The sequence below is a fragment of the Brenneria uluponensis genome (assembly GCF_032395385.1).
GTDB classification, from domain to species: domain Bacteria; phylum Pseudomonadota; class Gammaproteobacteria; order Enterobacterales; family Enterobacteriaceae; genus Prodigiosinella; species Prodigiosinella aquatilis.
In genome coordinates, this window is sequence record NZ_CP135917.1 from 3,313,663 (window position 1) to 3,336,948 (window position 23,286).

At 48.7% G+C, this 23,286-nt stretch carries 23 protein-coding genes and 1 pseudogene; 15 read left to right on the forward strand and 9 right to left on the reverse strand.

Annotated features, from left to right (window positions below):
• Genes hypF through RS889_RS15500 form a run of 3 tightly spaced genes read right to left on the reverse strand, consistent with a single transcriptional unit; the run spans window position 1 to window position 4,005 of the window.
• Window positions 1-2,370: a carbamoyltransferase HypF gene (gene hypF / locus RS889_RS15490; protein ID WP_315707912.1), complete on the reverse strand. Its 2,370-nt coding sequence runs from the start codon at window positions 2,368-2,370 to the stop codon at window positions 1-3.
• Window positions 2,342-3,409 (reverse strand): hydrogenase expression/formation protein HypE, encoded by a 1,068-nt coding sequence (hypE, locus tag RS889_RS15495; protein WP_315707913.1) that lies wholly within the window; start codon window positions 3,407-3,409, stop codon window positions 2,342-2,344. Before hypE ends, hypF begins: the two co-directional genes overlap by 29 nt.
• The gene (locus RS889_RS15500) at window positions 3,406-4,005 is read right to left on the reverse strand and encodes a cysteine hydrolase family protein (protein ID WP_315707914.1); all 600 of its coding nucleotides are present in this window, start codon (window positions 4,003-4,005) and stop codon (window positions 3,406-3,408) included. The genes hypE and RS889_RS15500 overlap by 4 nt, the downstream gene beginning before the upstream one ends.
• Window positions 4,006-4,303: 298 nt before the next feature.
• On the opposite strand from RS889_RS15500, the gene RS889_RS15505 reads away from it, so the two are divergent.
• Entirely contained in the window at window positions 4,304-5,170 is an 867-nt protein-coding gene (locus tag RS889_RS15505) for a LysR family transcriptional regulator (protein ID WP_315707915.1), read from the forward strand.
• Window positions 5,171-5,450: 280 nt separating this feature from the next.
• On the opposite strand, the gene tnpC (RS889_RS15510) is transcribed toward RS889_RS15505, so the two are convergent.
• A complete protein-coding gene (tnpC, locus tag RS889_RS15510) occupies window positions 5,451-7,025 on the reverse strand; it encodes an IS66 family transposase (RefSeq protein ID WP_425475083.1) in 1,575 nt (524 codons plus the stop codon).
• Between the two features lie 54 nt (window positions 7,026-7,079).
• Between tnpC (RS889_RS15510) and tnpA the strand changes: the two genes are divergently transcribed.
• The 3 genes from tnpA to tnpC (RS889_RS15525) all read left to right on the forward strand — a co-directional run bounded on the left by tnpA (window position 7,080) and on the right by tnpC (RS889_RS15525) (window position 9,341).
• Entirely contained in the window at window positions 7,080-7,385 is a 306-nt protein-coding gene (tnpA, locus tag RS889_RS15515) for an IS66 family insertion sequence element accessory protein TnpA (protein ID WP_315707916.1), read from the forward strand.
• A 41-nt stretch (window positions 7,386-7,426) separates the two neighbouring features.
• Entirely contained in the window at window positions 7,427-7,726 is a 300-nt protein-coding gene (gene tnpB, locus RS889_RS15520) for an IS66 family insertion sequence element accessory protein TnpB (protein ID WP_315707917.1), read from the forward strand.
• 85 nt (window positions 7,727-7,811) lie between these two features.
• Window positions 7,812-9,341 (forward strand): IS66 family transposase, encoded by a 1,530-nt coding sequence (tnpC, locus tag RS889_RS15525; protein WP_315707918.1) that lies wholly within the window; start codon window positions 7,812-7,814, stop codon window positions 9,339-9,341.
• Here tnpC (RS889_RS15525) and RS889_RS15530 read toward each other — a convergent pair.
• Window positions 9,303-10,244 carry a tannase/feruloyl esterase family alpha/beta hydrolase gene (locus RS889_RS15530; RefSeq protein ID WP_315707919.1) on the reverse strand — a complete coding sequence of 314 codons (942 nt, stop codon included), beginning with the start codon at window positions 10,242-10,244 and terminating at the stop codon, window positions 9,303-9,305. The genes tnpC (RS889_RS15525) and RS889_RS15530 overlap by 39 nt on opposite strands.
• Before the next feature lie 66 nt (window positions 10,245-10,310).
• A complete protein-coding gene (locus RS889_RS15535) occupies window positions 10,311-10,817 on the reverse strand; it encodes a phenolic acid decarboxylase (protein WP_315707920.1) in 507 nt (168 codons plus the stop codon).
• Window positions 10,818-10,912: 95 nt separating this feature from the next.
• Here RS889_RS15535 and RS889_RS15540 point away from each other — a divergent pair, with 95 nt between their 5' ends.
• From RS889_RS15540 to hxsC, 8 genes and pseudogenes are all read left to right on the forward strand, one after another.
• The gene (locus tag RS889_RS15540) at window positions 10,913-11,803 is read left to right on the forward strand and encodes a LysR family transcriptional regulator (RefSeq protein ID WP_315707921.1); all 891 of its coding nucleotides are present in this window, start codon (window positions 10,913-10,915) and stop codon (window positions 11,801-11,803) included.
• Between the two features lie 168 nt (window positions 11,804-11,971).
• Window positions 11,972-12,112, forward strand: a complete 141-nt coding sequence (locus RS889_RS23840) for a transposase domain-containing protein (RefSeq protein WP_425475084.1) — start codon at window positions 11,972-11,974, stop codon at window positions 12,110-12,112.
• A pseudogene (locus RS889_RS15545) lies at window positions 12,102-12,326 on the forward strand (tryptophan synthase subunit beta); the annotation flags it as partial. The gene RS889_RS23840 and the pseudogene RS889_RS15545, both read left to right, overlap by 11 nt.
• Before the next feature lie 244 nt (window positions 12,327-12,570).
• On the forward strand, window positions 12,571-12,891 hold the full coding sequence (locus RS889_RS15550; protein WP_315707922.1) for a hypothetical protein: 321 nt from the start codon (window positions 12,571-12,573) through the stop codon (window positions 12,889-12,891).
• A 49-nt stretch (window positions 12,892-12,940) separates the two neighbouring features.
• Window positions 12,941-13,324, forward strand: coding sequence for a His-Xaa-Ser system protein HxsD (gene hxsD / locus RS889_RS15555; protein WP_315707923.1), 384 nt, complete (start codon window positions 12,941-12,943; stop codon window positions 13,322-13,324).
• A gap of 5 nt (window positions 13,325-13,329) precedes the next feature.
• Window positions 13,330-13,554, forward strand: coding sequence for a hypothetical protein (locus RS889_RS15560; protein WP_315707924.1), 225 nt, complete (start codon window positions 13,330-13,332; stop codon window positions 13,552-13,554).
• Window positions 13,544-15,001 carry a His-Xaa-Ser system radical SAM maturase HxsB gene (gene hxsB, locus RS889_RS15565; RefSeq protein WP_315707925.1) on the forward strand — a complete coding sequence of 486 codons (1,458 nt, stop codon included), beginning with the start codon at window positions 13,544-13,546 and terminating at the stop codon, window positions 14,999-15,001. Before RS889_RS15560 ends, hxsB begins: the two co-directional genes overlap by 11 nt.
• 104 nt (window positions 15,002-15,105) lie before the next feature.
• Window positions 15,106-16,203: a His-Xaa-Ser system radical SAM maturase HxsC gene (gene hxsC / locus RS889_RS15570; protein ID WP_315707926.1), complete on the forward strand. Its 1,098-nt coding sequence runs from the start codon at window positions 15,106-15,108 to the stop codon at window positions 16,201-16,203.
• Between the two features lie 668 nt (window positions 16,204-16,871).
• Here hxsC and RS889_RS15575 read toward each other — a convergent pair.
• Window positions 16,872-17,609 carry an SDR family oxidoreductase gene (locus RS889_RS15575; protein WP_315707927.1) on the reverse strand — a complete coding sequence of 246 codons (738 nt, stop codon included), beginning with the start codon at window positions 17,607-17,609 and terminating at the stop codon, window positions 16,872-16,874.
• Between the two features lie 512 nt (window positions 17,610-18,121).
• Between RS889_RS15575 and RS889_RS15580 the strand changes: the two genes are divergently transcribed.
• Together RS889_RS15580 and RS889_RS15585 are read left to right on the forward strand one after the other, a co-directional pair.
• Window positions 18,122-18,730: an ATP-dependent Clp protease proteolytic subunit gene (locus RS889_RS15580; protein WP_315707928.1), complete on the forward strand. Its 609-nt coding sequence runs from the start codon at window positions 18,122-18,124 to the stop codon at window positions 18,728-18,730.
• A gap of 102 nt (window positions 18,731-18,832) precedes the next feature.
• Complete coding sequence (locus RS889_RS15585) at window positions 18,833-20,035, forward strand: IS256 family transposase (RefSeq protein WP_315707929.1); 1,203 nt, start codon at window positions 18,833-18,835, stop codon at window positions 20,033-20,035.
• A gap of 111 nt (window positions 20,036-20,146) precedes the next feature.
• Here the strand turns inward: RS889_RS15585 and RS889_RS15590 are convergent, their stop codons facing one another.
• Together RS889_RS15590 and fsa are read right to left on the reverse strand one after the other, a co-directional pair.
• Complete coding sequence (locus RS889_RS15590) at window positions 20,147-20,899, reverse strand: helix-turn-helix transcriptional regulator (RefSeq protein WP_315707930.1); 753 nt, start codon at window positions 20,897-20,899, stop codon at window positions 20,147-20,149.
• 678 nt (window positions 20,900-21,577) lie between these two features.
• Window positions 21,578-22,240: a fructose-6-phosphate aldolase gene (gene fsa, locus RS889_RS15595; RefSeq protein ID WP_315707931.1), complete on the reverse strand. Its 663-nt coding sequence runs from the start codon at window positions 22,238-22,240 to the stop codon at window positions 21,578-21,580.
• Between the two features lie 142 nt (window positions 22,241-22,382).
• Here fsa and RS889_RS15600 point away from each other — a divergent pair, with 142 nt between their 5' ends.
• Complete coding sequence (locus RS889_RS15600; RefSeq protein ID WP_315707932.1) at window positions 22,383-23,282, forward strand: glycyl-radical enzyme activating protein; 900 nt, start codon at window positions 22,383-22,385, stop codon at window positions 23,280-23,282.
• Window positions 23,283-23,286 lie beyond the last annotated feature (4 nt).

Genomic DNA, 23,286 nt, shown 5'->3' on the forward strand with positions numbered 1-23,286 from the left:
TTATTCTCCATCACACAATAGTGCTTCGAGCTTGATACGGGCGGCGGCGACGACCACCTGCCCCAGGGAGACGCCACCGTCATTGGTCGGCACCAATTGATGGCAATATGGCTTAAATCCACGCGACTCGAGGCAGCTCAGCGTGTTGATCAGAACAAACTCGTTACAGAAAACGCCGCCGCTCAACACGATCTGTTCAACCCCAAAACGCTCAACTAGGCACTTGCACACCTCGCCAACGATGTCCACGACCGTTGAGTGGAACCGACGGCTGAGTTCGGCGACATCACCCATGGGTGAACACAGCAACTGGACCAGTTCGTCGACGAGGGGGCGATAGTCCACTTCAAGGCAACCATCTCGTTCCTGGATGTCATAGTCCAATGGCTTGGCCATACGGAAGTCGTGCAGCAGCAGCGCCTCCATCTCGATAGCTGCTTGCGCCTCGTATTCAACCTGTGAGCAGATTCCCATAAGTGCCGAGATACCATCGAACAAACGACCCATGCTAGTGGTAGTGGTCGCGTTAATTTTCCTTACGGCCATTTTGGAAAAAACCTCGCGCCGCTGTTCGGACAGACTGCGGATGGCCGGGACGTCTACTTCAGCTACACGATCACCGAAGGTCTCGACCAGCAGCGACATAGCGACGCGGATCGGCTCTTTCACGGCCTGATCTCCTCCCAGCAATAGCATGGGGCGCAAATGGCCAACGCGTTCGAATCCCTCGAAATCGCCGAGCAGGAACTCACCACCCCAGATGGTACCGTCGGTACCGTAACCGGTACCGTCGAAAATTACCCCGATGGTTTTTCCTGATAACCCGTTTTCCGCCATGCACGAGGCCAAGTGGGCATGATGGTGTTGAACCTGGACGACGCGTGTTTCGGATTGTTCGATGGCGTTCCGGGTCGAGCGAAAGGCCGGGTGCAAGTCACAGGCGACCGTGCTGGCCCGCACGGCCAGCAGGTCTTGCATGTGCCTAGCGCAATCGATGTGTGACCTGAAGGTGATATCGTTTTTCAGGTCACCAATATGCTGGCTGATGAAGACCTGTTTGCCTTTGCTGATACTGACGGTGGTCTTCAGCTCGGCACCAAGTGCCACCACAGAACCCAACGAGTAATCTAGGTGAATAGGGTACGGAGCATATCCGCGTGAACGGCGCAGGAAGAATATCTGTGGCTTGTCCCTACCCATGCGGTGAATTATACGCACGACAGAGTCGTCCACACGAGTACGGATGTCGCGATCGTTCAGAACGAAATAATCCGCGATTTTCCCTAGTTGTTCGATTGCCGTATGGTTTTCGAACACGATAGGATGACCGGAAAGATTACCGCTGGTCATGACCAGCATTGGTAGTGCAGGATCCGCGAGCAGCAGGTGGTGCAGTGGCGCTGATGGGAGCATCACACCCAAATTGGGATTATGGGGTGCGATCGCCTCAAGAAGGGTCTCTGGAAGTTTGCGCAGCAATACGATGGGCCGCTGCACGCTCTCGAGAAGCTCCTTCTCGTGCGAACTGATAAAAGCCCACTGAGCGGCGTTCTGGCTGTCGGCAACCATCACTGCAAAAGGTTTTGCATCGCGCCGCTTGCGGCAGCGTAACTCACGTACCGCCACCTCGTTGCTAGCATCTACCGCCAAGTGGAAGCCGCCTAGGCTCTTTATAGCGATGATGGCACCCTCGCGCAGCCTTGAGATGGCATTGCGCACGACATCATCGGTCTCTATTGGAACGCCATTCCGGTCAGTGAGTTGCAGATGAGGTCCGCAAGTCGGACATGCATTCGGCTGGGCGTGGTAGCGACGATCCTCAATGTCTTGGTATTCGTGCCCACATTGCGGGCACATGGTAAACGAACGCATAGTGGTCTGTGCGCGATCGTATGGCATGCCAAGAATGATAGAATAGCGTGGACCACAGTTAGTGCAATTAATGAAAGCGTAGCGGTAACGACGATCACCTGAGGTGCGCATCTCTCGCAAGCAGTCTTCGCAAACGTTTGAGTCTGGTGGAATGATGGTGTCCATGTTTGCCAAGTCGCGACTCTTGTGTATATCGAAGCTCCGGTAGCGTGGTGCGGGCTCGTCCAGCAGCACCTCGCGAACGTCGTTGATACGCGCAAGAGGCGGTGGCTCCGATACCAGCTCTTCAAGGAAGCTTTCAATGGCCTTCGCCGACGCCTGCAGCTCAAGCAAGACACCTTCGGAGTCGTTGAGCACCCAGCCAGTTGCCCCATGTGTGCGTGCCAGCCGATGGACGAAGGGTCGAAAACCTACCCCTTGCACTATCCCGCAAACTCGGTAACGTCGAGTCACGAACGCTTCGAATGACTTAGCAGAGTCTAGGGAGTTCTGCGCCATAGAGTTCCTCGATAATTGTCTGGGTGCCATCCGATTCCACCATGCATACCTTCGGTAAGGAAGAAGCCTGAACCTCGCCGATGATAGCTGCCTTCTTGCCACAGGGGTCCTCGCGCAGTAGTGCCAGGACCCTATCCGCCATGTCGGGCTCGACAAATAGGCACAAGCAACCCTCGTTGGCAAGGTTGATCAGGTTGACTCCCAGCATGTCAGCGGCCATGGCGGCTTCCGGCAGTATCGGCAGCGCTTGCTTGTCGAAGCGGATCGCGCAGTTGACCGCGCGCGCGTGTTCATGTAGCACCGCTGATAGGCCACCGCGGGTAACATCACGTATAGATGCAACCTTACCGGTCGGCACATTATTAAGTACCGCATCGATCATATGATTGAGTGGTGCGCAGTCACTTAGTACCTTACGCTCGAAGCCCAAACCTTCGCGGATCGAGAGCAGGTGGATGGAGTGATTTCCGATGTATCCGCTGAGGATGATTTTTTGCCCAGGCCGGACGTTGTGTACGGAGACTGGGGGACGCTCTAATACACCAACGCCGGCTGTGTTAATGAAGAGCCTGTCAGCCTCTCCCTTGCCGACCACCTTGGTATCCCCTGCTACGATCTTGACGCCCGCCGAACGAGCAGTGTCACGCACGGACTCAATGATCTTGAACAGATCTGCCATCGGCAGACCATCTTCAATGATGAGACTGAGCGTAATATAAAGTGGGCGCGCGCAACTCACAGCAAGGTCGTTCACCGTGCCGCATACGGCGATTTTTCCGATGTCGCCATTTCCAAAAATGAGCGGAGTCACCACGAAAGAGTCAGTGGTGAAAGCGGTACGATTGGTAGGAAGTTCCAGCAGCGCGCTGTCCTCCATGGTACCGAGGTATGTATCGCCTAGGGTCTCGGATATCCGTTCCACGAGCTCTCGGCTTAGCTTGGCACCGGTACCATGGTCTAAAACCACAATTTCGACTAGAGAACCATATGATCCAGCGGCCGAACCATCACTGCCGGTCTGTGTGTAAGCCTTATTCATGCCGACATCCTTTCGCCACGCTCGGGGAGGTCGTCACTTTTGCCTAGCCAGGACAGAATTTCCGCTGAAGGCGCTATGGTCGCACAGTAACCGGCCAACCATTCTAGCGCCCGGTCGGTGTCCTCGACTGTCGGGGAGAAGACGCAGTCATCAGGTACCCAGACATTGTAGCCTCGGAAGAACGCATCAGCAGCAGTGGTCTGCACACAAACATGGGTTTGCAGCCCGGTGACCACCACTGTTTTGACTCCGAGCTTTTGGAGAGTTTCATCTAACTTGGTCTCATAAAAACCGCTGTCCCGCCCTTTCACGACCACCACGTCTGAAGGATGGTATATGGTATCAATCAGCCGGTTTCCTGGAGTACCTGCTATTGCCGGGATACCCGCCGCACGATTGCGGTAGCGGCGTTGCACCATCGGGTCTTCAGGGTCGTGGATAAGTTGCAGGTGAACGACAGCCTGATCTACAGCTCGAATACCATCAAGAAATGTTTTGAATTTATTAAGTTTACGCTCTAAAACCTGCTGGTCAGTAGTTATCTTATAGGTGAATTCATATTGCAGATCGTTGGTGAGCACAGCGACATTTGGCATATTTTCATTCTCTTATGGGCTTACAAATAAATGCTGTACACCTGCAAGTTGTATTATTCCTGGTGTTCCTACATCATGCAGATGGTGCGCTACGAACTTCAGGGCAAAACTATTTCTGTCATCCTGTTCACCTCAATCTCAAGGTGTTAAGCCTTTAGGATTCTTTGGGCGGCTAAATACTCTCGTAAAAGTTATCCTTAACTTGAAACTGACGACAATTTTAGAAACTAATTATAATTTCACGCGCAAAGGACAAACTGTACAATTCCAATTTAACTGGATTTGATTAGTGGCAGGAATGGATATAAAACTGTTGCGGGCATTAGTTACATTGGCTGAGCAGGGAAGTTATCACGCTGCTGCGGATATCCTTTACTTAACACAATCCGCATTGACAAAGCAGATCCAGGCATTGGAGCATGAGACTGGAGTGAGCCTTTTTACGCGTGGTCGTCATGGCGCGAAGCTGACAGTCACAGGGGAGCAGCTTTATTCCAGGGCCTGCAAGTTAGTGAAAAATTACGATGAATTTCAAGATTATACTCGCAGTTTACAGAAAGGGAATGTGGGCAAGCTGGCGATGGGGTTTGGCATATCGTCATTTCAGATTGCGCCGGCATGGGTAAATATTTTCAGTGAGCGGTTCCCTAATGTCGAAGTATCTCTGAATGACATGCCTTCCAGCGTTCAGTGTCGAATGATACTAGAAGGACAGCTTCAGGCTGGATTTATCCGACTGCCTGTGACCGAGGCGCTTAAGGTCAAGGTGCTGATGGAAGAAAAACTGGTCCTGGCCGCCCCGATTGGCGTTCGAGTGGATACAGCGAATATCCAGCCTATACTTGATAAACATCAATTACTGCAAATCAACTCTCATCGTGGGCGAGGTCTGGTGATTCAGACAACCAATTTTCTCAAAGAGAATAAACTCAGCGCTAAAGTGGTGTCTGCTGCTGACGATATTCAAACCTTGCTAGCGCTAGTAGTGGCTGGAAACGGAGTAGCCTTACTGCCTGCCGGAGTAAGGCATATTTTGCCTACCGGTCTGAAGATTGTGCAACCTGATGGGGAACACACGAGATGGCATGTAGGGATTGCCTGGAACCCGGCGATACAGGATGTGTTGCGAGACAAATTTCTACAGATAGTGGCAACTAAAACATGAAACACGTTAGGAGATGTGAATTGATAGTTCGCTTATCGTACAATTTTCCCTTTATTAATAGCAAAAAATTAGCGTACGAATTTTGCGCTTCGTGAATAGGCCCCTACACCGCTAACCCTGTTAGCTCCCTCCCTTCCTCGACTTATCCACCTTCAGTTACTAATTTTGAATTTTTTATGTAAGCGTCCGGCGAACTCGTATTGTTAACAAAACTCTGCTGCCACATGCTTCCCTCATTCAATACAACGAATGTAAGCGCCGTTAAATCGACGTACTCCCCCTATCCATACTGCGGCACATTTTTAAAAAAAGGGACCAGGTCCACATTCCAGGGCAATAACGCGTCGAGTTTTTCTTGCGTATCCGCCTCGCCGATGTGATCCAGCACATACTGGATATACGCCGTCGGCTCTAACTGATTGGCCTTCGCCGTTTCGATCAAGGAATAACACCCGGCACTGGCGCTGGCGCCCTGCGAACTGTCGGCAAATAGCCATGCCTTGCGACCGACCGCAAACGGGCGGATGGCATTTTCCGCCAACGCATTGCTGATGTTCACCTGCCCATGATCGCAATAGCCTATCAATTCTGCCCAGTGGTTGAGCGTGTAGTCCATGGCCTGACGGGTCAGCGATCCCTTCATTATCTTGCCGACATTCTGCTCCAGCCATAGTTTGAATGCCTTGAGCAACGGCAGGCTATATTGCTGACGGGCCAGGTATTTGTCCGTTTCACTGCGCCCCTGCAGGCTCCGTTCAATGCCATACAGTTTACCGATGTAGCCCAGCGCCACATCCGCTTTAGTGGGTTTGCCTTTGGCAGATTTTGCGCCCTTGGGGACCGCTTTGCCCGCTTCAATATATTTGCGCCGGGCATGATCCCAGCAGCCGATACGCACAAGCTTATTTTCACGGCACACCGCGTCATAACCGGCATAGCCATCGGTTTGCAAAATACCGGTGAATTCCGCCAACAGGCGCACGGGAACGCTACCCGAGCGGCTCGGGTCATACTCAAACAGCACTGAAGGTTTATCGGGGGGGCCACCGCGTATCACCCACATCCATTTGTCCGATTGGGCGGTTTTGCCTTCTTCTTTCAGCACCTGGATGCGGGATTCATCTATTTGCAGGTAACGGCTACTGTTTTGCACGTCACGCAACCTGGCCAGCAGCGGGGCAAATACCTTGGCTAACCGGATGATCCAGTGGGCCATATTGGTGCGGCCTACCGGGTGGCCACTGCGGGCAAACATGTTTTCCAGGCGGTACAGCGGCAGCCCATCGGCATATTTGGCGACGATGATATACGCCAGCAAGGCGGTGGTGGCAAAACATTTGCCCAGCGGATGGACCGGGCGGCGGGCAGCCACAATAAACTCCTCGCCATCGCGGTCAAACACCGCTTTTTCCTGCCAGTATTCGATGACTTTTAACTGGGCGGGAATAAACGTCAGCTCTTCTTTAACCTTGCTGAAGAAGGTGGTGCGGGCACCGGTTTTTTCTTCGTCGGACAGGCACAACTCCACACGCTCACGCAGCAGACTATCGGAGAAACCGCGTTGGCGTGTTGTCTTTTTTGGCGCGGATGATGTAGCGGGAACATCTTCAGGTAATTGCGTCTCCATGGCCTCAAGCGCCGCTTCCAGTTCGGCTTCATCGAACAAGGCAATCTGGTCGGCATGTCGCTCACTGCTGGCGGCAAACTGTTGGGCTGTTTTGAGCCTGAGTTTCTCTTCCAACAAGAGAATATAATAGTCACGGTATTGCAGTTGTTGCCGCAATTCTTCGTTCGATGCTAACAATTCAACCGCAGATAAACTGCGGTTGTCTGGTAAGCGCCAATTTAACCCCACCTACCAATAATACCACCCTCGCGGCATAGTGCTCCTAACCACAAGGAGCACATTATGACATCTCACGAAAAACAGCAATACTGGTCTCAACTCTTTGTACAACAAGCTCAAAGTGACCTCTCCATTACCAATTTTTGTAAAGCCCACCAGATTAATATCGGCACCTATTATTACTGGAAACAAAAACTCAGCGACCACTCATCCACACTGCGGATTCACCCAGTACGCGTACAAGAATACCGCGACTTATCGCCTCATGGGGTGGTGATACTCTCACTGCCTTCCGGACTGTCGGTCGAACTGCCCGCCGACTTACCCGCTCACCACATCCAGAGCTGGGTTAACGCGCTGCTATGTTAGTCCCCCATTCGGGTATTTACCTCGTCTCCGGTTCTACCGACATGCGCAAATCAATTGATGGATTGTCTCTGATCGTCGCCGATGTGCTGGAGATGGATCCACTGAGCCAAGCCTGGTTCATCTTCTGCAATCGCGCGCGCGATAAAATCAAAATCCTCTTCTGGGATACCAACGGCTTCTGGCTCTATTATCGACGCCTGGAAAAAGGCCGCTTCAAATGGCCAGCACCCAAACCCGATAATGCGATACACATCAGCCAGGCTCAGCTCCATTGGCTCTTGTCGGGGCTCACTATCGAGCATGCTCAAGCGCATAAGCCGCTGCATCACTTAAACGTGTGACCGGTAAAACTGATCGTCATTTGTCACTTGAACGATCCTTTTAGGCTGTCACACTTGACTCATCTTATTACGATGAGCCTTGACCATGACTGACTTGCCCGATGATGTTGACCAACTGAAAGCCATGTTGCTGCAACTTCAGGCCGAAAATGGCTCGCTCAAAGAGGCACTTCATACGCAAGCAGAAGCGGTGGTTGAACTTGAAAATCGGCTTCAACTGCTTATTGAGCAACTCAACCTAAGCACATCCAGACGCTTCTCGGCCCAAAGTGAGCACGTGCCTAAAGGCACCTTCAACGAAGCCGAGCAACAACATGCCATCAGCAAACCTGCGCCAGCACACCACAAAAAAGGTCGTAAACCGCTACCCAAAGCGCTTGAGCGTGACGTCCACACTCACACGCTGAATGCGCCGCACTGCGAATGTTGTGGTCATGAGCTGCATCCCTGTGGCGTCGAAACGTCTGAGCAGTTAAAAATCATCCCACAACACGTCAGCGTCATTCGTCACGAACGTACCAAATACGCATGCCGCCACTGTGAGTCCACCGAAATGCGCAGCAAAATCGTCACCGCGCCCAAGCCACCGAGCATGATCCCCAAAAGCATCGGCTGTCCAGAAACCTTTGCCGCCGTGGTCACCGCTAAATATGTTGATGCGTTGCCGCTCTATCGCCAGGAAGAGATATTAAAACGCAGTGACATTGAACTGAGCCGCACAACATTGGCCAACTGGTGCGTGCAACTGGGCAGTAAAGTTGGGGTCATCATTGAAGCAATGAAAGGTCACTTGCTGGCTGAGCCTCTCATCTGCGCCGATGAAACCACCGTGCAAGTGCTCAATGAACCGGATAGAAAAGCCCAGAGCCAATCGTACATGTGGGTTTATCGCAGCGGTGAGTTCGAAGCGGATCCGGTGGTGATTTACGATTATCAACCGAGTCGTGCGGGTCTGTGTGTCCAACACTTTTTAGGTGACTACGCCGGGTATTTACTCACCGACGGTTACGCTGGATACGACACATTGAAAACCGTCACTCAAGCAGGATGCTGGGCTCATGCCCGGCGTTACTTCGTTGATGCGCAAAAGTCGCAGCCGAAAAAGAAAGCCGGGCGAGTAGAAAAAGCGCTCAATTACCTCGGCAAATTATATGGAGTGGAGCGAGAAGTCAAAGCCCTCAGTCCGGACGAGCGACAGGCGCTGCGCCAGAAAAAAGCGGTGCCGGTACTGAATGAATTTTATCAATGGCTTGTTGAAACGCAGCCTGGTGTGGTGCCGAAAAGTACGCCAGGCAAAGCCGTTAACTACACGCTGAACCAGTGGATGAAACTGCAAACCTACCTTGAAGATGGGCGAGTGAGCATCGATAATAACGTGACCGAGCGAGATGTCCGCCCGTTCACCACGGGCCGCAAAAACTGGATGTTCTCCCAATCGGTGGGCGGCGCCATCGCGAGCGCGAATCTGTACAGCCTGGTGATGACCTGCCGCGCCAACGATCTCAATCCGTATTACTACTTCATGCATCTGTTCCGCGAACTGCCTAAACGGACATCGAACGATGATCTGAATGATTTACTGCCGTGGAATGTGGTGATCAGCGAAGCTGAATAAGGCTTCACCGGGTAACTCGGCGCTTACCCAGTTATTGATTAAACCATCTTTGATACCGTCTTTGGCATCACAGGCGGCAAGCACGGCACGGCTGACCAAATTTAAATCCTGCGGCGCCAGGGCATTGGCCAGAATAGGTTTACCCTGAGCATTTGGCGGGGCGATTTTTATTAACTGCTGGGTATCCCAGGCCTGTCCCAAAGAAGCCTTGCTTAAGCGAAACCCCGGATTACCGGCAATTATGCCATCAAATTCATTAGGATAGCGCTGCGCCGCAATCATAGCTTCTCGACCGCCGTTTGAACATCCCATAAACAGCGATTTTCCCGGCGATGAATGATAGAAACTATTGATCAGGGCTTTCGCCACGCTGGTGACCTTGCCAATTGAGGCATAGGCATAGTCAATACGCGCCGCCTGATCGGTCCCAAAGTCGGCATTATTGCCCTGATGTCCGCCGTCCATGCTGACCACGGCATAACCACGATTCAGCGCCGGTCTGGCCGTCGAGTTATGGAACGGTATACCACCCACCGCCGGTGCCACTACCCCATCCATTCCTCCGCCACCCTGGAACAGAAAGCCTCCATTCCAGTTTTCCGGCATCCTTAATTCAAAGTGGGTGCCGTATTCCCGATTATCGACCCCCCTGCGCGCTCCGATTACCCCAGTAACCAGGCAGTGTTTCCCTACTTTCTCCTGGTTAGCTGAAGCGCCGGTTAACGCGGAATTTTTACCGGCGCCGACCAAAGCAGAGGGTTGTAACTCGGCATAGCTGAGCGTTGTTGACGGTAGCTTGCTTTGCAATAACGCATGGCAATCCTCGGTGAAGTTGGTCGCAGCAGGACTATTAACAGAAAAAAACAGGATAAGTATCGCGAGGGTGGGGTATCTTTCTTTCATTTTGAATAATCCGGTAAAGCGAGGACGCTGTTAAGCCGTCCTCAATGAGGAATGAGGACATCTTGATTATTTTAAATTTTCAGGAAAATTAGCGGGAAGTTCACTGGCGGCACAGTTGATTACTGTTTCGTTTTGCTCACCGCAATCACGTATAAACGTTATCGTGGCAAATTCATCGATGACTTCAGTCGGGTATGCGGGTCCTTGCTCACGCAGCGATTCCATCGTCGGGATATGATCATTCTGGAAGCAAACCGTTTTTTCAGGATGGTTAATCACCCAGCGCGGGAAAAATATGGTGCCGTGAAAAATCTTATCCCCTAAGTTGACGATCAAACTGACATCGGTACCCGTTGGTTCTGTCCAGGATATTTTATAGACGTCTTTGGCGACGCGAACGATAAACGCGTGCTGATCCCTTACCCAGCGGTTCCCTACGATCCCACTGTGGATACGGTAGTCGAGTGTTGTACCGTTTTTCACATAAATTTCGTAATTCCATCCGTTATCATAGGTATACACAATATGTTTACCGACAAAACCGCTTAGATCATTTTTATCAAAGGTCATCATTAGTTCTCCTGAGGTGTTTTCGCTACTATAAGCATTTCATAAGCAGATAAAAAACCGTAAAATAAGAACATATTAATCTAAATTTTGGATAGGTTATGTCGCTGAAGACCACACTAGAACAATGGGAATTATTACAGTCGATTGTTCAGGAAGGCAGTTTTGCCAAGGCGGCCGAAAAATTCAATCGCAGCCAGTCCGCCATCAGTTATAAAGTATCGTTGTTGCAGGAAAGGCTTGGCGTCCCTCTTCTGGCCATCACTGGCCGCAAAGCCGAGCTGACCAAAGAAGGCCTGGCGCTCCTGGAGCAGGCCAGGCCTATTTTGCGATCATTTTATGCCTTGGAAAAACGGGCCTTAGTGCTCAAAAACGGCGATAAAATGCGCTTGCGTATGGCCGTGGACAGTATTTTCCCCAAGCGTCATCTCTTCAAAGCGATGCGCGCTTTTCAGCGCCAACATCCCACTATCTGCATTGATTTGATGGAGGTATTGCGCAGCGAGAGCACCGCCCAGCTAATCGCACGCCAGGCCGATATTTACCTGATCACCAAGCGTGACGACCTGCCGGGAAAAGGCAATAAGCTTATCGAACTCACCTTTATGGCAGTGGTCAGCGCTTCCCATCCGCTGCTGATGCAACCTTCCCCGTTAATGGAAAGCACGCTTGCCGCATGGCCGCGTATCGAACTTACGCACATTAACCAATATACACCGCCAAAAGAGGCTCTATCCGTGGCAGATAGCTGGACATTCACCACCATTGAAGCCGCCATTGATGCCATATCACATGGGATCGGTTATGGTTGGTTGCCCATTGATCACATTGAAAAACAACTTCAATCGGGAGAGCTTGTCCCATTGCCACTGATGTATGGTCAGACCCGTTCTACTTCGCTTTATCTGGTAATTGACGAAAACAGTAAGGCTTTCGATAACGAAATCAGTGCACTCGCAAACTACTTGTCTTTTTATGCGACAGAGTCATAGGCATTGCTTGTGTTTAATGATATTGCCAAGCTAAGTAACATCTCATCCAACAAACTCAACGACTGTAATAATAACGGCGGCAGTTTGAAAATCAGAACCTTGCTTAGAACCGTGTCCACTTTACGTGGGTAAGATCAGCTAGCCGGTTCGCTGCGGGCCGAACAACGCATGGACACAATTCTGAACCTGCTGGAAGCCGCGAGACTCAACGGTCACTCTCCTTATATATGGCTACGAGATGCATTAATTTGGTTACTAACTTGGCCCGACAACCGAATAAACGAACTGCTTCCCTACGCCGAAAGTTAGATCTCAACATGCTCATCTCAATGCTGTCGGAAGGGTAGAGTACATTGCAGCCACTGACGATGAGGCGTTAGATGCTTTCCAGGCTTTAGCTAAAAGTGAGAGAACTATTCCAGCTTTAGAATCTGCTAATTCACTGGCCCATGCTCTTAAATTGATCGCGGAATCGCCTGAAAAGAAACAACTATTAGTTGTAAATATATCAAGGCGTAGCGATTTACATTCTGGGGAAATACGTTTCATTTGTCACTCCATCGCTTTCTGTATTCATTTTCAGAAAGGGGTGACAACTATGCTGACACTGAGGGAAACCAAGGCATTCTATTCTGTTCCATATTAAAGTAAATATTGTTCTATATCAATTTTTTGCGTCAAAAAGGAAAAGCCAAATAAAATGCATTGGAATACTATTATTTTGGATAACGATCACCCTATGACTTCTAAATTGGTAAGGATTGATAATGAAAGAATTACCAACAATACCTAAGATCTCGTTAGACGAGGTTGAAAACAGTAAAAAAATCAAACCGATTATTGCTGGGATTGTAGTTGGAATTTTAGCTGGGAGCAGTGTGAATGCCATTGCGTCAACGGACACCATGCCGGTGAATAACGGAGCTCAGGAAAACATCATTAATACCCGCACCAACCCGCAGGCCGGAGTAGCCGTTATTTTAAATCAGCCGGCGCTATATGGCCAAGTGTTTGCCGCCCACTATAGCCATTCCAGCCATGCGAGCCATGCAAGCCATTACTCTTGCACACCGGGTAAAACTTGCTAATGAGTCATAGCCAGCAGCAATGCTGGTTATTTATAGGAGTAAGTGAGCCATGTTGCCCATCGGTAAAGGTACAAATGCGCTCGGCGATTATTTTTTTGTCATTGCAGACAAAGATATATATGCAATCAATGCGGTAATGAAAACATGCTACGCATTGACAGACCAATTCTATATGCATGTCACTAAAGCAACAAATAATCAATTGTCGATTTATTTCTACAATAAAAATACTACGGCATCAGCCAACGATATAGACAAGGCAGTTCATGATTTTCTGGATCTACTGCATGAAAACCAGATGCGTCAGATTGTGCTAGACGAAACAAAAATAATTCATGCCGAGATCGTTAGAAAGGCCTTTTCGCCGGTGGCCACGCTAGTATGCGATGCTGCTTCTGACGATAGCCTTCATATACTGACTTCCTCGGTATAACGCTTATGCAGATTATCCTGGATTCTGATTTTTATACGCAGCACGCCGTTGAAGAAATGGCAGTACTATTCGCGGATTATCTATCAGTAACCGCCCAAACCGGAGATGCTATGCTATTGAATTTCACTGTCGCAGAGGCACATCTCCTTGAAAAGGCGGAAATAATCAATACATTTCTCAATAATGTACTGATGCTCAGCATACAAGAAAAATTTAATCATGAGCGTTAAATTCGCAGGCATTGAACATTTTCACCAACCCTATTACCAACTGTTGCCCTTTAGGTTCAGTAAACTGGATGCAGATCGATATTTTATCTCGACCGATTACGGTGAATGGATCTGTTTAACCGCCGAACAGCTCAGCATATTGGTAAATAAAAAAGAAATAGCCGATAAAAAGCTCTACTATGAATTGCGATCGAAGCACATCATCATCAATGACACGGCCCTAGATCCGATCCCCCTGTTGGCATCCAAATATAAAACTAAAAAAGCCTTTCTCGAAAATTTCGCCCAGTTGCATATATTTGTGCTGACCGTGCGCTGCAACAACTCTTGCATTTACTGCCAAGCATCGAGAAAATCCTGCCAGTCTGAGCCCTCTCGCTTTGATATGAGCGAAGCCGTGCTCGACGGTAGCATCGATATGGCATTGTCTATGCCTTCCCCCACGCTCACTCTGGAGTTTCAGGGCGGAGAATCAACGTTGACAATGCCGTTGGTCCGGCGGGCCGTGCAGCGTGTGCAACAAAAAAATACCTCGAAAGAGATCCAATTTGTGCTGTGCACCAACTTATGCGATGTTAATGACGACGATATCAACTTTCTGATCAAGCACAAATTCTCTATTAGCACCTCGTTGGATGGCCCGCAGTCCTTGCACAACGCTAATCGGAAGTTTAGCCAGGCCGGCGCTTGGGAAGCGCTTATCGATACCTTGCACCGCATCAAACAAAAAAACGCCTTCACTAAGGTCAGCGCGTTAATGACGACCACGCGCCAAAGTCTCGGTCTGCACCAAGAAATTATCGATGAATACATCCGGTATGGGTTTAGCAGCATCTTTATCCGCGAGTTGAATCCTTACGGCTTTGCGCAAAAATATTTCAACAAAATTGGCTACTCGACCGACGCCTTTTTAGCATTCTATGAAAAATGCTTGGACTATATCATCCAGTTAAACAAGGATGGACAGCCGTTTCGCGAATCCTATGCCAGTCTGATCGTGAAAAAACTTGTCACGCCCTGGGCAACAGGTTTTGTCGATCTGCAATCGCCCTGTGGTGCCGGTTTCGGCGTCACCTTATATAACTATGATGGCAATATTTACCCCAGCGATGAAAGCCGTATGATGGCCGAGACCGGAGACAGGCATTTTAAAATGGGAAATGTGCTGGAGAATACTCAGGCAGAATTGTTTTTTGGGCCGGTAATGCAGGAATTGGCGGCAGCAGGGGTTAACGACGGTTTGCCCGTCTGCTCAGACTGCGCTTATGCCCCCTATTGCGGCGCCGATCCGGTTCGGCGTTACCAGGTCACGGGTTCCCCCTATGGTCGGCCGGGTAAGGACGACTTCTGTCATAAAAATCAAAGTATCATCAAAATGATTATCAAAAAATTAACTTCGGGTGACAGTCAAACCCGGCATATATTGCTGCAATGGGGTTTGCAATGAGGTCGGCCTCCCCCCTAGACACCTGTTTTCTATTTACACAGGCAGAATCGACCTACGGCCTGGATCGAGCACTATTCGGCAAAGTGGTTACGGGGTCTGCCCCAATGACCAACCGCAGTATTCTCTATTTGACCGCCGATACCGTCCTGCCTTCATTGCAAGAGGTGTGCCCAGCCGCGCTGATTTGTGCAGACAACGACTGCCGTGCGCCTGCGTTGCGGGAAAATAGCCGATTTCCCGTACTTCTGGTTAAACCAAATATTGTCTTCTCGTGTGGAGACATTATCAGCATTAGCGTCAAAGGCAGAATTCACCGCCATTACCGCACTGCGTCTCGCAACAATGCCTTCCTGATTACTGAGATCTGTAATAACTTATGCGTGATGTGTCCCCAGCCTCCCAAGCCGGCAGGGATCATAGCTCCCTTGCAGTTGGAGACCAGTGTTGCTGACACGATAGATCTGCTGGATGACGACCATTTGCCCGAGACATTATGCATTACCGGCGGCGAGCCGACGATGCTGAACGAAGGATTAATCCGCATCATTGATAAGATTGCACAACGCTCCCCGCAGACCCTGATCCATCTTTTGACCAACGGTCGCTATTTTTATTATGAGAGCTATGTCGCCCATCTTGCCGCCGCAGCCCGCGGCAATCTACTCGTCGGCATCCCGATTTTTGCTCATGTTTCAGATATCCATGATTATATTGTGCAAAGCCGGGGCGCATTCGACCAAACCGTAGCGGGATTGCTTAACTGTTATAAGCAGGGTATTCCCATTGAATTGCGTATCGTATTGCACAAAAAGACGATTGAATATCTTATTGATTTAGCGGAGTTTATTGCGAAGAATTTTTTCTTTGTCAAACACGTGGCGCTAATGGGCATGGAGAATATGGGCTACGCCAAGCTTAATCGGTCAGACCTTTATATAGACCCATGGGATTACAAAGATACGCTGTCGGCAGCGGTTGCAACTCTCCAGCGCTATGGCATAGAAGCCCGCATTTTCAACTTGCCACTCTGTGTGGTAAATAGTGATGTCCATGCCGTCTGCGCCAAAAGCATCAGCGATTTTAAAAATATCTATCTGCCATTATGCACTCAGTGTGTAAAACGCAACGACTGCGGCGGCTTTTTCGATTCCTCTACCGATAAATTCTTTCTTACCCAACATATCACGCCATTTTTGGTTTAAGGACGCTGCCTTCCGCCTTATTTCTCTGCGTCAGACCGATACGTTGCAAAAACGCCTTACGAATACGATCGACAATTGTGTTAACCATCTCTGCACCTCGTCGGACGGATCGATACATACGCGAAAAAGACGTTTACTGTAAAGAGCATCAACAATTTCGGCCATCTCAGCAATGACGTCGGCAACATCGGTACTTTCCGGCACGCATGCAGCCAAACCGTTGAGCAACTCAACTCCTCACCTAGACCAGCAGTTGAGCCATTTGCGGTTACTCGCTGAGCAACTAACACATTGATATCATAGAGTTGGTAGACCTGCTCTGCCCGGAACGCTTCGGTTGACCCGTAAACCATATAGCCGACATTGTGCACAACAACATCCAGATGCCCCTGTTCTGTGATGACCTGCGCAATAGCCGCATCAGCGGAATCCTGAGAAACACATCTAGCTCAGCGGTATGTAATGGTCTTTGGCGTAATCCAGCGTGCCAGTTACCTGCGGTGCATTACAGTCTGCGGTATCACGCATGTTGGCGTAAACGGTATGGCCTGCATGGGAAAATGCACGTGCAGACAATGGCCACTGGAAGCACCGGTAATCAGAATAACCTGCTTCATGAATTGACCCCTGAAGGACGGATAGTCTGGCTATCTGCTCAAATATGAAAATTAAGCGAAACCACCATTAACCCGAATAACCTGGGAATTTACCCAGCCACCATCAGGACCTACCAGAGTAGCGACAACACTGGCGATTTCGTCTGGTGTCCCGATACGCTCCAGCGGAGCCATTTTTGCGATGGTATGGATTTGCTCCTCACTCTTGCCGTTGAAGAACAGATCTGTGCCGGTTGGCCCCGGTGCCACAGCGTTGACTGTGATATTCCGACCTCGTAGTTCATTAGCCAGAACATGTACCAGACCTTCCACACCTGCTTTAGAAGCGATATATGGGCCATAAGCCGGGAAGGATTTCGCGATAACGCTGGTGGAAAGTACAACAATACGGCCACCATCGCTGATGTACTCTGCCGCGTTCGCCAGAATCAGAAAGGCACCACGCAGATTGGTGTGGATCACTCTATCGAAATCCGCCAGACCCGCCGTGGTGATTTTCGCCATCGGCATAATGCCGGCGCTGTGTACCACCACATCGAGCTGGCCGCTGATAGCTTTTACTTCTGCAAACAGGCGGCTCACATCGGCTTCGTTAGCAACATCTGCCTGAATAGCGATGGCTTTCCCACCCAGGGAAGTAATCGCCTGAACAGTTTCTCCCGCGCTTACGGCATTGCCTGCATAGTTTACGATAACGGTAAAGCCATCTTTTGCCAGACGTTCTGCAATCGCGCGGCCAATACCACGGGATGCACCGGTAACCAGCGCTGTTTTGTTTGATGTGTTCATTGTTTCTCCCGATATTTTGTTGGGCACTATCAGTGCCGACTATGTTCGATATGTATACTAGTGTTTATCTCAGAGAGATAAAGGTGGCTAATTTAATATAATAATTCCATTATTATTAACAATAGAGAGCATCGCGCCACCAAAGCGCTAGAAAATCATCCTGAATGTCGTCTACTGGAGCACATCACTCGTCATGTGAGGCCGTTGCTGGACGGTCAGGCATACGAACGTTGCACTCATATACTGTCTGAACTGGATGACGATCAGAACCGGCTGGGTGATTAACGGTTCCGGGATATTTTCCGAGGCATTGCTTGGACCACAGTCAACATATTATCCAGCAAAGAAATAGCCTGCCTGCTGAATATTAATCGGAAGAATGAAGGGATATCTTTCTTCGGAGCCAGCCCGATAGCAATGAGATCATCCCCGTTCTGGAGTGATATTTTTACCGGGCAATGAGCGCTATACTGAGGTTGAACTTTATAGCTTGAGTAAAGGAGAGCCTGTCAATGTTGTTACCGATTCAGAAAGATGACGACGAAAAAAAGGAAACTGAGCAGAGCAATGCTTCATCGCTTATTCAGCAAAAAATGTTAGAGTCCCGCTCTATCATTATTTCAGGTGAAATCGATCAGAAGCTGACAGAAAAAGTGGTTTCACAGCTTCTGTTACTGCAAGGAATCAGTGCCGATCCGATCAAAATATACATCAATAGTCAAGGTGGACACGTTGAGGCCGCAGATACTATTCATGATATGATCAAATTCATCAAACCCGAGGTACATATTATCGGTACCGGTTGGGTTGCCAGCGCAGGGATTACTATTTTCCTCGCAGCAAAAAAAGAACACCGTTACTCCCTCACTAATACCCGTTTTATGATTCATCAGCCACTTGGCGGCGTCCGCGGCCCGGCCAGTGACATTGAAATTGAAGCCAAAGAGATCATTAGGATGCTGAACCGGGTCAACCAATTGATTGCTGATGCAACAGGACAACCGGTAGAGAAAGTAAAAAAAGATACGGATCGTAACTACTGGATGACACCGCAAGAAGCGATAGACTATGGGATTGTGGGTAAAGTATTGACTCGCTATGAAGATTTGAATCTGGACTAACTGCCCGACTCTTGCTTATTTTATCCCTGGCTCAAGGCCTTATGGGGGAGTGTTAGAAATTCCGTGTCATTCCAGTAATATATCATCAAAAAGGAATGACAAATGTCCCAACCCTTTGATTTCGACAAAGCCCTGAAAGCGCTACAGTCCGGTCAGTCACTGACCGGCAAAGATGGCATCTTAACCCCGTTAATCAAACAGTTAACTGAAGCAGCCCTGTCTGCGGAACTTGACTCCCATTTGGCTTCAGATGTGGAAGCCAACCGTAAAAACGGCTCTGGTAAAAAAACCATTAAAGCCCCGACCGGCAGCTTCGAACTGACGACTCCGCGCGATCGTAATGGCACTTTTGAGCCTCAACTGGTGAAAAAGCATCAGACCACACTGTCCGATGAGATCGAGCGCAAAATCATTCGTCTGTTTGCGCTGGGGATGAGTTACCAGGATATCAGCCGGGAGATTGAAGATTTATACGCATTCAGCGTGTCTACCGCCACCATCAGTGCCGTCACCGATAAAGTCATTCCTGAGTTAAAACAGTGGCAACAGCGCCCGCTGGAGAAAGTTTATCCTTTCGTCTGGCTGGACGCCATTCACTATAAAATCCGCGAGGATGGCCGTTACCAGAGCAAAGCCGTTTACACTGTGCTGGCGCTGAATCTGGAAGGCAAAAAAGAAGTTCTGGGTCTGTATCTGTCGGAAAGCGAAGGGGCAAACTTCTGGCTATCTGTATTAAGCGATCTGCAAAACCGTGGCGTTGAAGACATCCTGATAGCCTGCGTGGACGGGCTGACTGGGTTCCCGGAGGCGATAAACAGCATTTATCCGCAGACAGAGGTGCAGTTGTGCGTTATTCACCAGATACGCAACTCGATTAAATACGTGGCCTCAAAGCACCATAAAGCCTTCATGGCCGACCTGAAGCCGGTGTATCGTGCGGTGTCAAAAGAAGCCGCAGAAACGGCACTGGATGAGCTGGAGGCCAAATGGGGTCAGCAATATCCGGTGGTGCTCCAGTCATGGCGGCGCAAGTGGGAAAACCTGTCAGCGTACTTCCGCTACCCGGCTAACATACGCAAAGTGATCTACACAACCAACGCGATAGAATCGGTGCACCGTCAGTTCAGGAAACTGACCAAAACCAAAGGCGCTTTTCCGAATGAAAACAGCCTGTTGAAACTGCTTTATCTGGGACTGATGAATGCACAGGAGAAATGGACAATGCCGATCCAGAGCTGGAATTTGACATTGTCGCAGTTAGCCATTTATTTTGAAGGGCGACTGAATAGTGTGATAACGCTATAGAGTTTTTAACGTGACACAGAATTCTGAACGCTCTCCCTTATGGCTTTGAGCTACACCATCCTCCCACTCACATGCCTCATCGTCATGAGTGCAGCGAATCAAGTGTTCGCATCATCCACTAGAAGTAGAAAGAATTGGCGTGATAAGCTGCAACTCAATACCGAGTCTAATCGCATGTTTAGCATTTATAGCGCCGATTTTTTTCACAGCATTACCAATATGAAACTTTACGGTACTCACTTTTATACCCAGGATCAGTGCAATTTCCTGATATGTTTTACCTACACTCGCCCAGTACAGGATTTCATTCTCTCGTTGAGAAAAGATCTCTTTATCATTTGACACTTTATTACTATTATTTTTGGTCATATCACGGTAAAGAGAAGTAATTTTCTCATGCGCTGTAATAAGCAACATTTGCAATTTATCTTTATTATTTTCGATCATCTCTTCAATATCACCAGTTTTAAACTTGTTCAGTAAAATAGACAGCATCGCCAAATTATTATTTTGATCATGAAGTACAAAGGTATATCCATTAACAATATTATATCTTTTTGAAAGATTAAATATTTCTGATAGTTTCAAACTTGAATTAATAAGAATGTTTTTCTCTAACCACAGAAAAGGAGAAACTTTATTTAAAGCGGTGAGAACGACGGGATCGATGTGTTGATAATTGCCTTCTTTATATATTTCAATCCATTCATCGGGGTAATTGGAAATTACCACTGGTTGTGTCAGATTTTTCTTATTCACGATCATATAAGCATATTTTATGTCACTATAATGATTTAATTCCTTATGAAAATAATTTTTCATTATGCTGCTTATAGTTTCGCTATCAAAAAATACCACTGACATTTAATTCCCCCAATACATAGCCAATGTCCCTATAAGGCTCAAAGCATAGTGTGAAACTATACTTAAGTCTAACTACTATCCCTTTATCGTCCCCTTTATACTCCTCGAACAATACTAATACGTCTAATAATGCTGTTCTGTTTTCTATTATGGCTAATGCCAGGGAATACTACTGTCGTTATATATTTTAACCACCCCCTCGCCCTCTTGCGCCCTTTTGAAAGGAGCGTAAGAGGGCGGTTCCAATAAATGTGTGATCCTGCTCACTAAAACCAATACACAGATATTTTAATAATTCATCAAAATTTTTAAATGACTGATGTACTTATGTCAGCCGATTCTTAACTGATTTTTGATAGGCAATCTTGCATAACAACGTCTTTAAAACACCTAACGACAAGACTCGCCTCACGGCTCTTTAGCCAAATCATCAGCGTATCGACTTCCCCAACCATGGGGGAATAAAATGGCAGCATTTATCCACTCAGATTCTAAAACTTGTTACGGCGATGCCATGGCTCTACGTTATATCAAAATTACCATTGAAGACGTCACCGCCGGGCAAAAATGCCAACGCATAACTCGTCATCTTTCAAATTTCAAATCGCAGGTGCATTGGTTTGTATACATATACGGAACTTGCCTTACCGTTAACCTACCTCATTTTTTGCTCAGAATTCATAACGTTAACGTTCCAAAAGCGCCTAGCCAGTCTTTTTCAAATTTTTCAACCGCGGCCTCTACCGCTGGCATTGAAATGAACTGTTCCGCAACGTCAGGAGGCAAAGTGATACATTGACAGCCCGCCAGCAAACACGCCATCACCTGACGCGCCGTTTTAAAACTGGCGGCCAGTATCCTGGAATCCGGCGCATGTAAAGAAAGTAATTGCTGAAGATCCTTGACCATCTGAATACCATCGCCACCTTGTACGTCCAGACGATTGACATAAGGAGCGACATACTCCGCCCCCGCCAGTGCGGACAATAGCCCCTGACCGGCGCCATATACAGCGGTCCCCAAAGTTGGAATACCTTCTGATTTCAAAATATTAATCGCTGCCAGTCCTTCTCTTGTCACCGGGACTTTGATAATCACATCGTCAATGATACAACGTAACTGTCGAGCATGATTGACCATCCCTTCCGCCGTCGTGGCCAACACCTGAGCAAACAGACGGCCTTTTCCACCCAACGCCTCTTTTAACTCAGGCAGCAGGACATCAATCGGCTTCCCCGCATGTGCAACAATACTCGGATTGGTTGTGACACCGGCCAGTGGAAATACGCGTGCCAGACGCTTTACCGCCGCCACATCAGCAGTATCGAGATAAAGTTCCATCGTAGTCTCCTCACAAAGTGTGATATTTCGCATATTTTGCCAGTATAACGATCAGAACCGGTTTCTTTGTTGATAGAAATCAATATAGGTTTCTTTCGAAACATATTAAATCTTCATATGAAGAATTTAGTGGGTTGATTTTATGATCTTCAACATTCAGCGATATTCAACACACGATGGCCCAGGCATCCGTACCGTTGTTTTTTTGAAAGGGTGTGCGCTGAGATGTCGGTGGTGTCAAAACCCGGAAAGTTATTCTCAAACCCAGGATGTGCTGTTCGATGCCAGGCTATGCCTGGAAGGGTGTGAACTGTGCCATCAAGCCGCACCCGATGTGATTACCAGAACGGCACAGGGTCTGGTCATCGATCGTCAGAAACTCCGACCGGAACATTATCGCGCTTTGCAAGACTGCTGTCCGACACTTGCCTTAACGCTGTGTGGCGAAGACATGGATGTAGAGCAGATTATGGCGATAGTGGTGAGGGATAAACCGTTTTACGCCCGCAGTCAGGGTGGCGTTACCTTGTCCGGTGGTGAACCGTTCATCAATCCACAATTGACAGAAGCGCTACTCCGAAAAAGTCATGAGCAGGGTATACATACTGCGGTCGAGACCTGTTTGCATGTGCCCTGGCATTACATTGAACCCGCCCTGCCCTGGGTAGATCTGTTCCTGGCAGATCTTAAACATGTGGACGCGACGGTGTTTAAAGCATGGACCGGGGGTTGTGCCAAACGCGTGCTGGACAACTTGCGTCGCCTTGCCGCCGCCAACCAGAAAATGATTATTCGGGTTCCATTAATCCCCGGCTTTAATGCCGACAAAAAATCAATCCGGGCGATTACGAATTTCGCCGCAGATGAACTGAATGTAAAGGACATCCATTTTCTGCCTTACCACACCCTGGGGATGAACAAATACGTTTTACTCAATCAATCCTATTTTGCCCCGCAGAAACCCTTTGATGATCCACAACTGCTTGATTTCGCAAGATCATACGCTCAGCAGAAAGGTCTGACGGCCACACTAAGAGGATAAGATG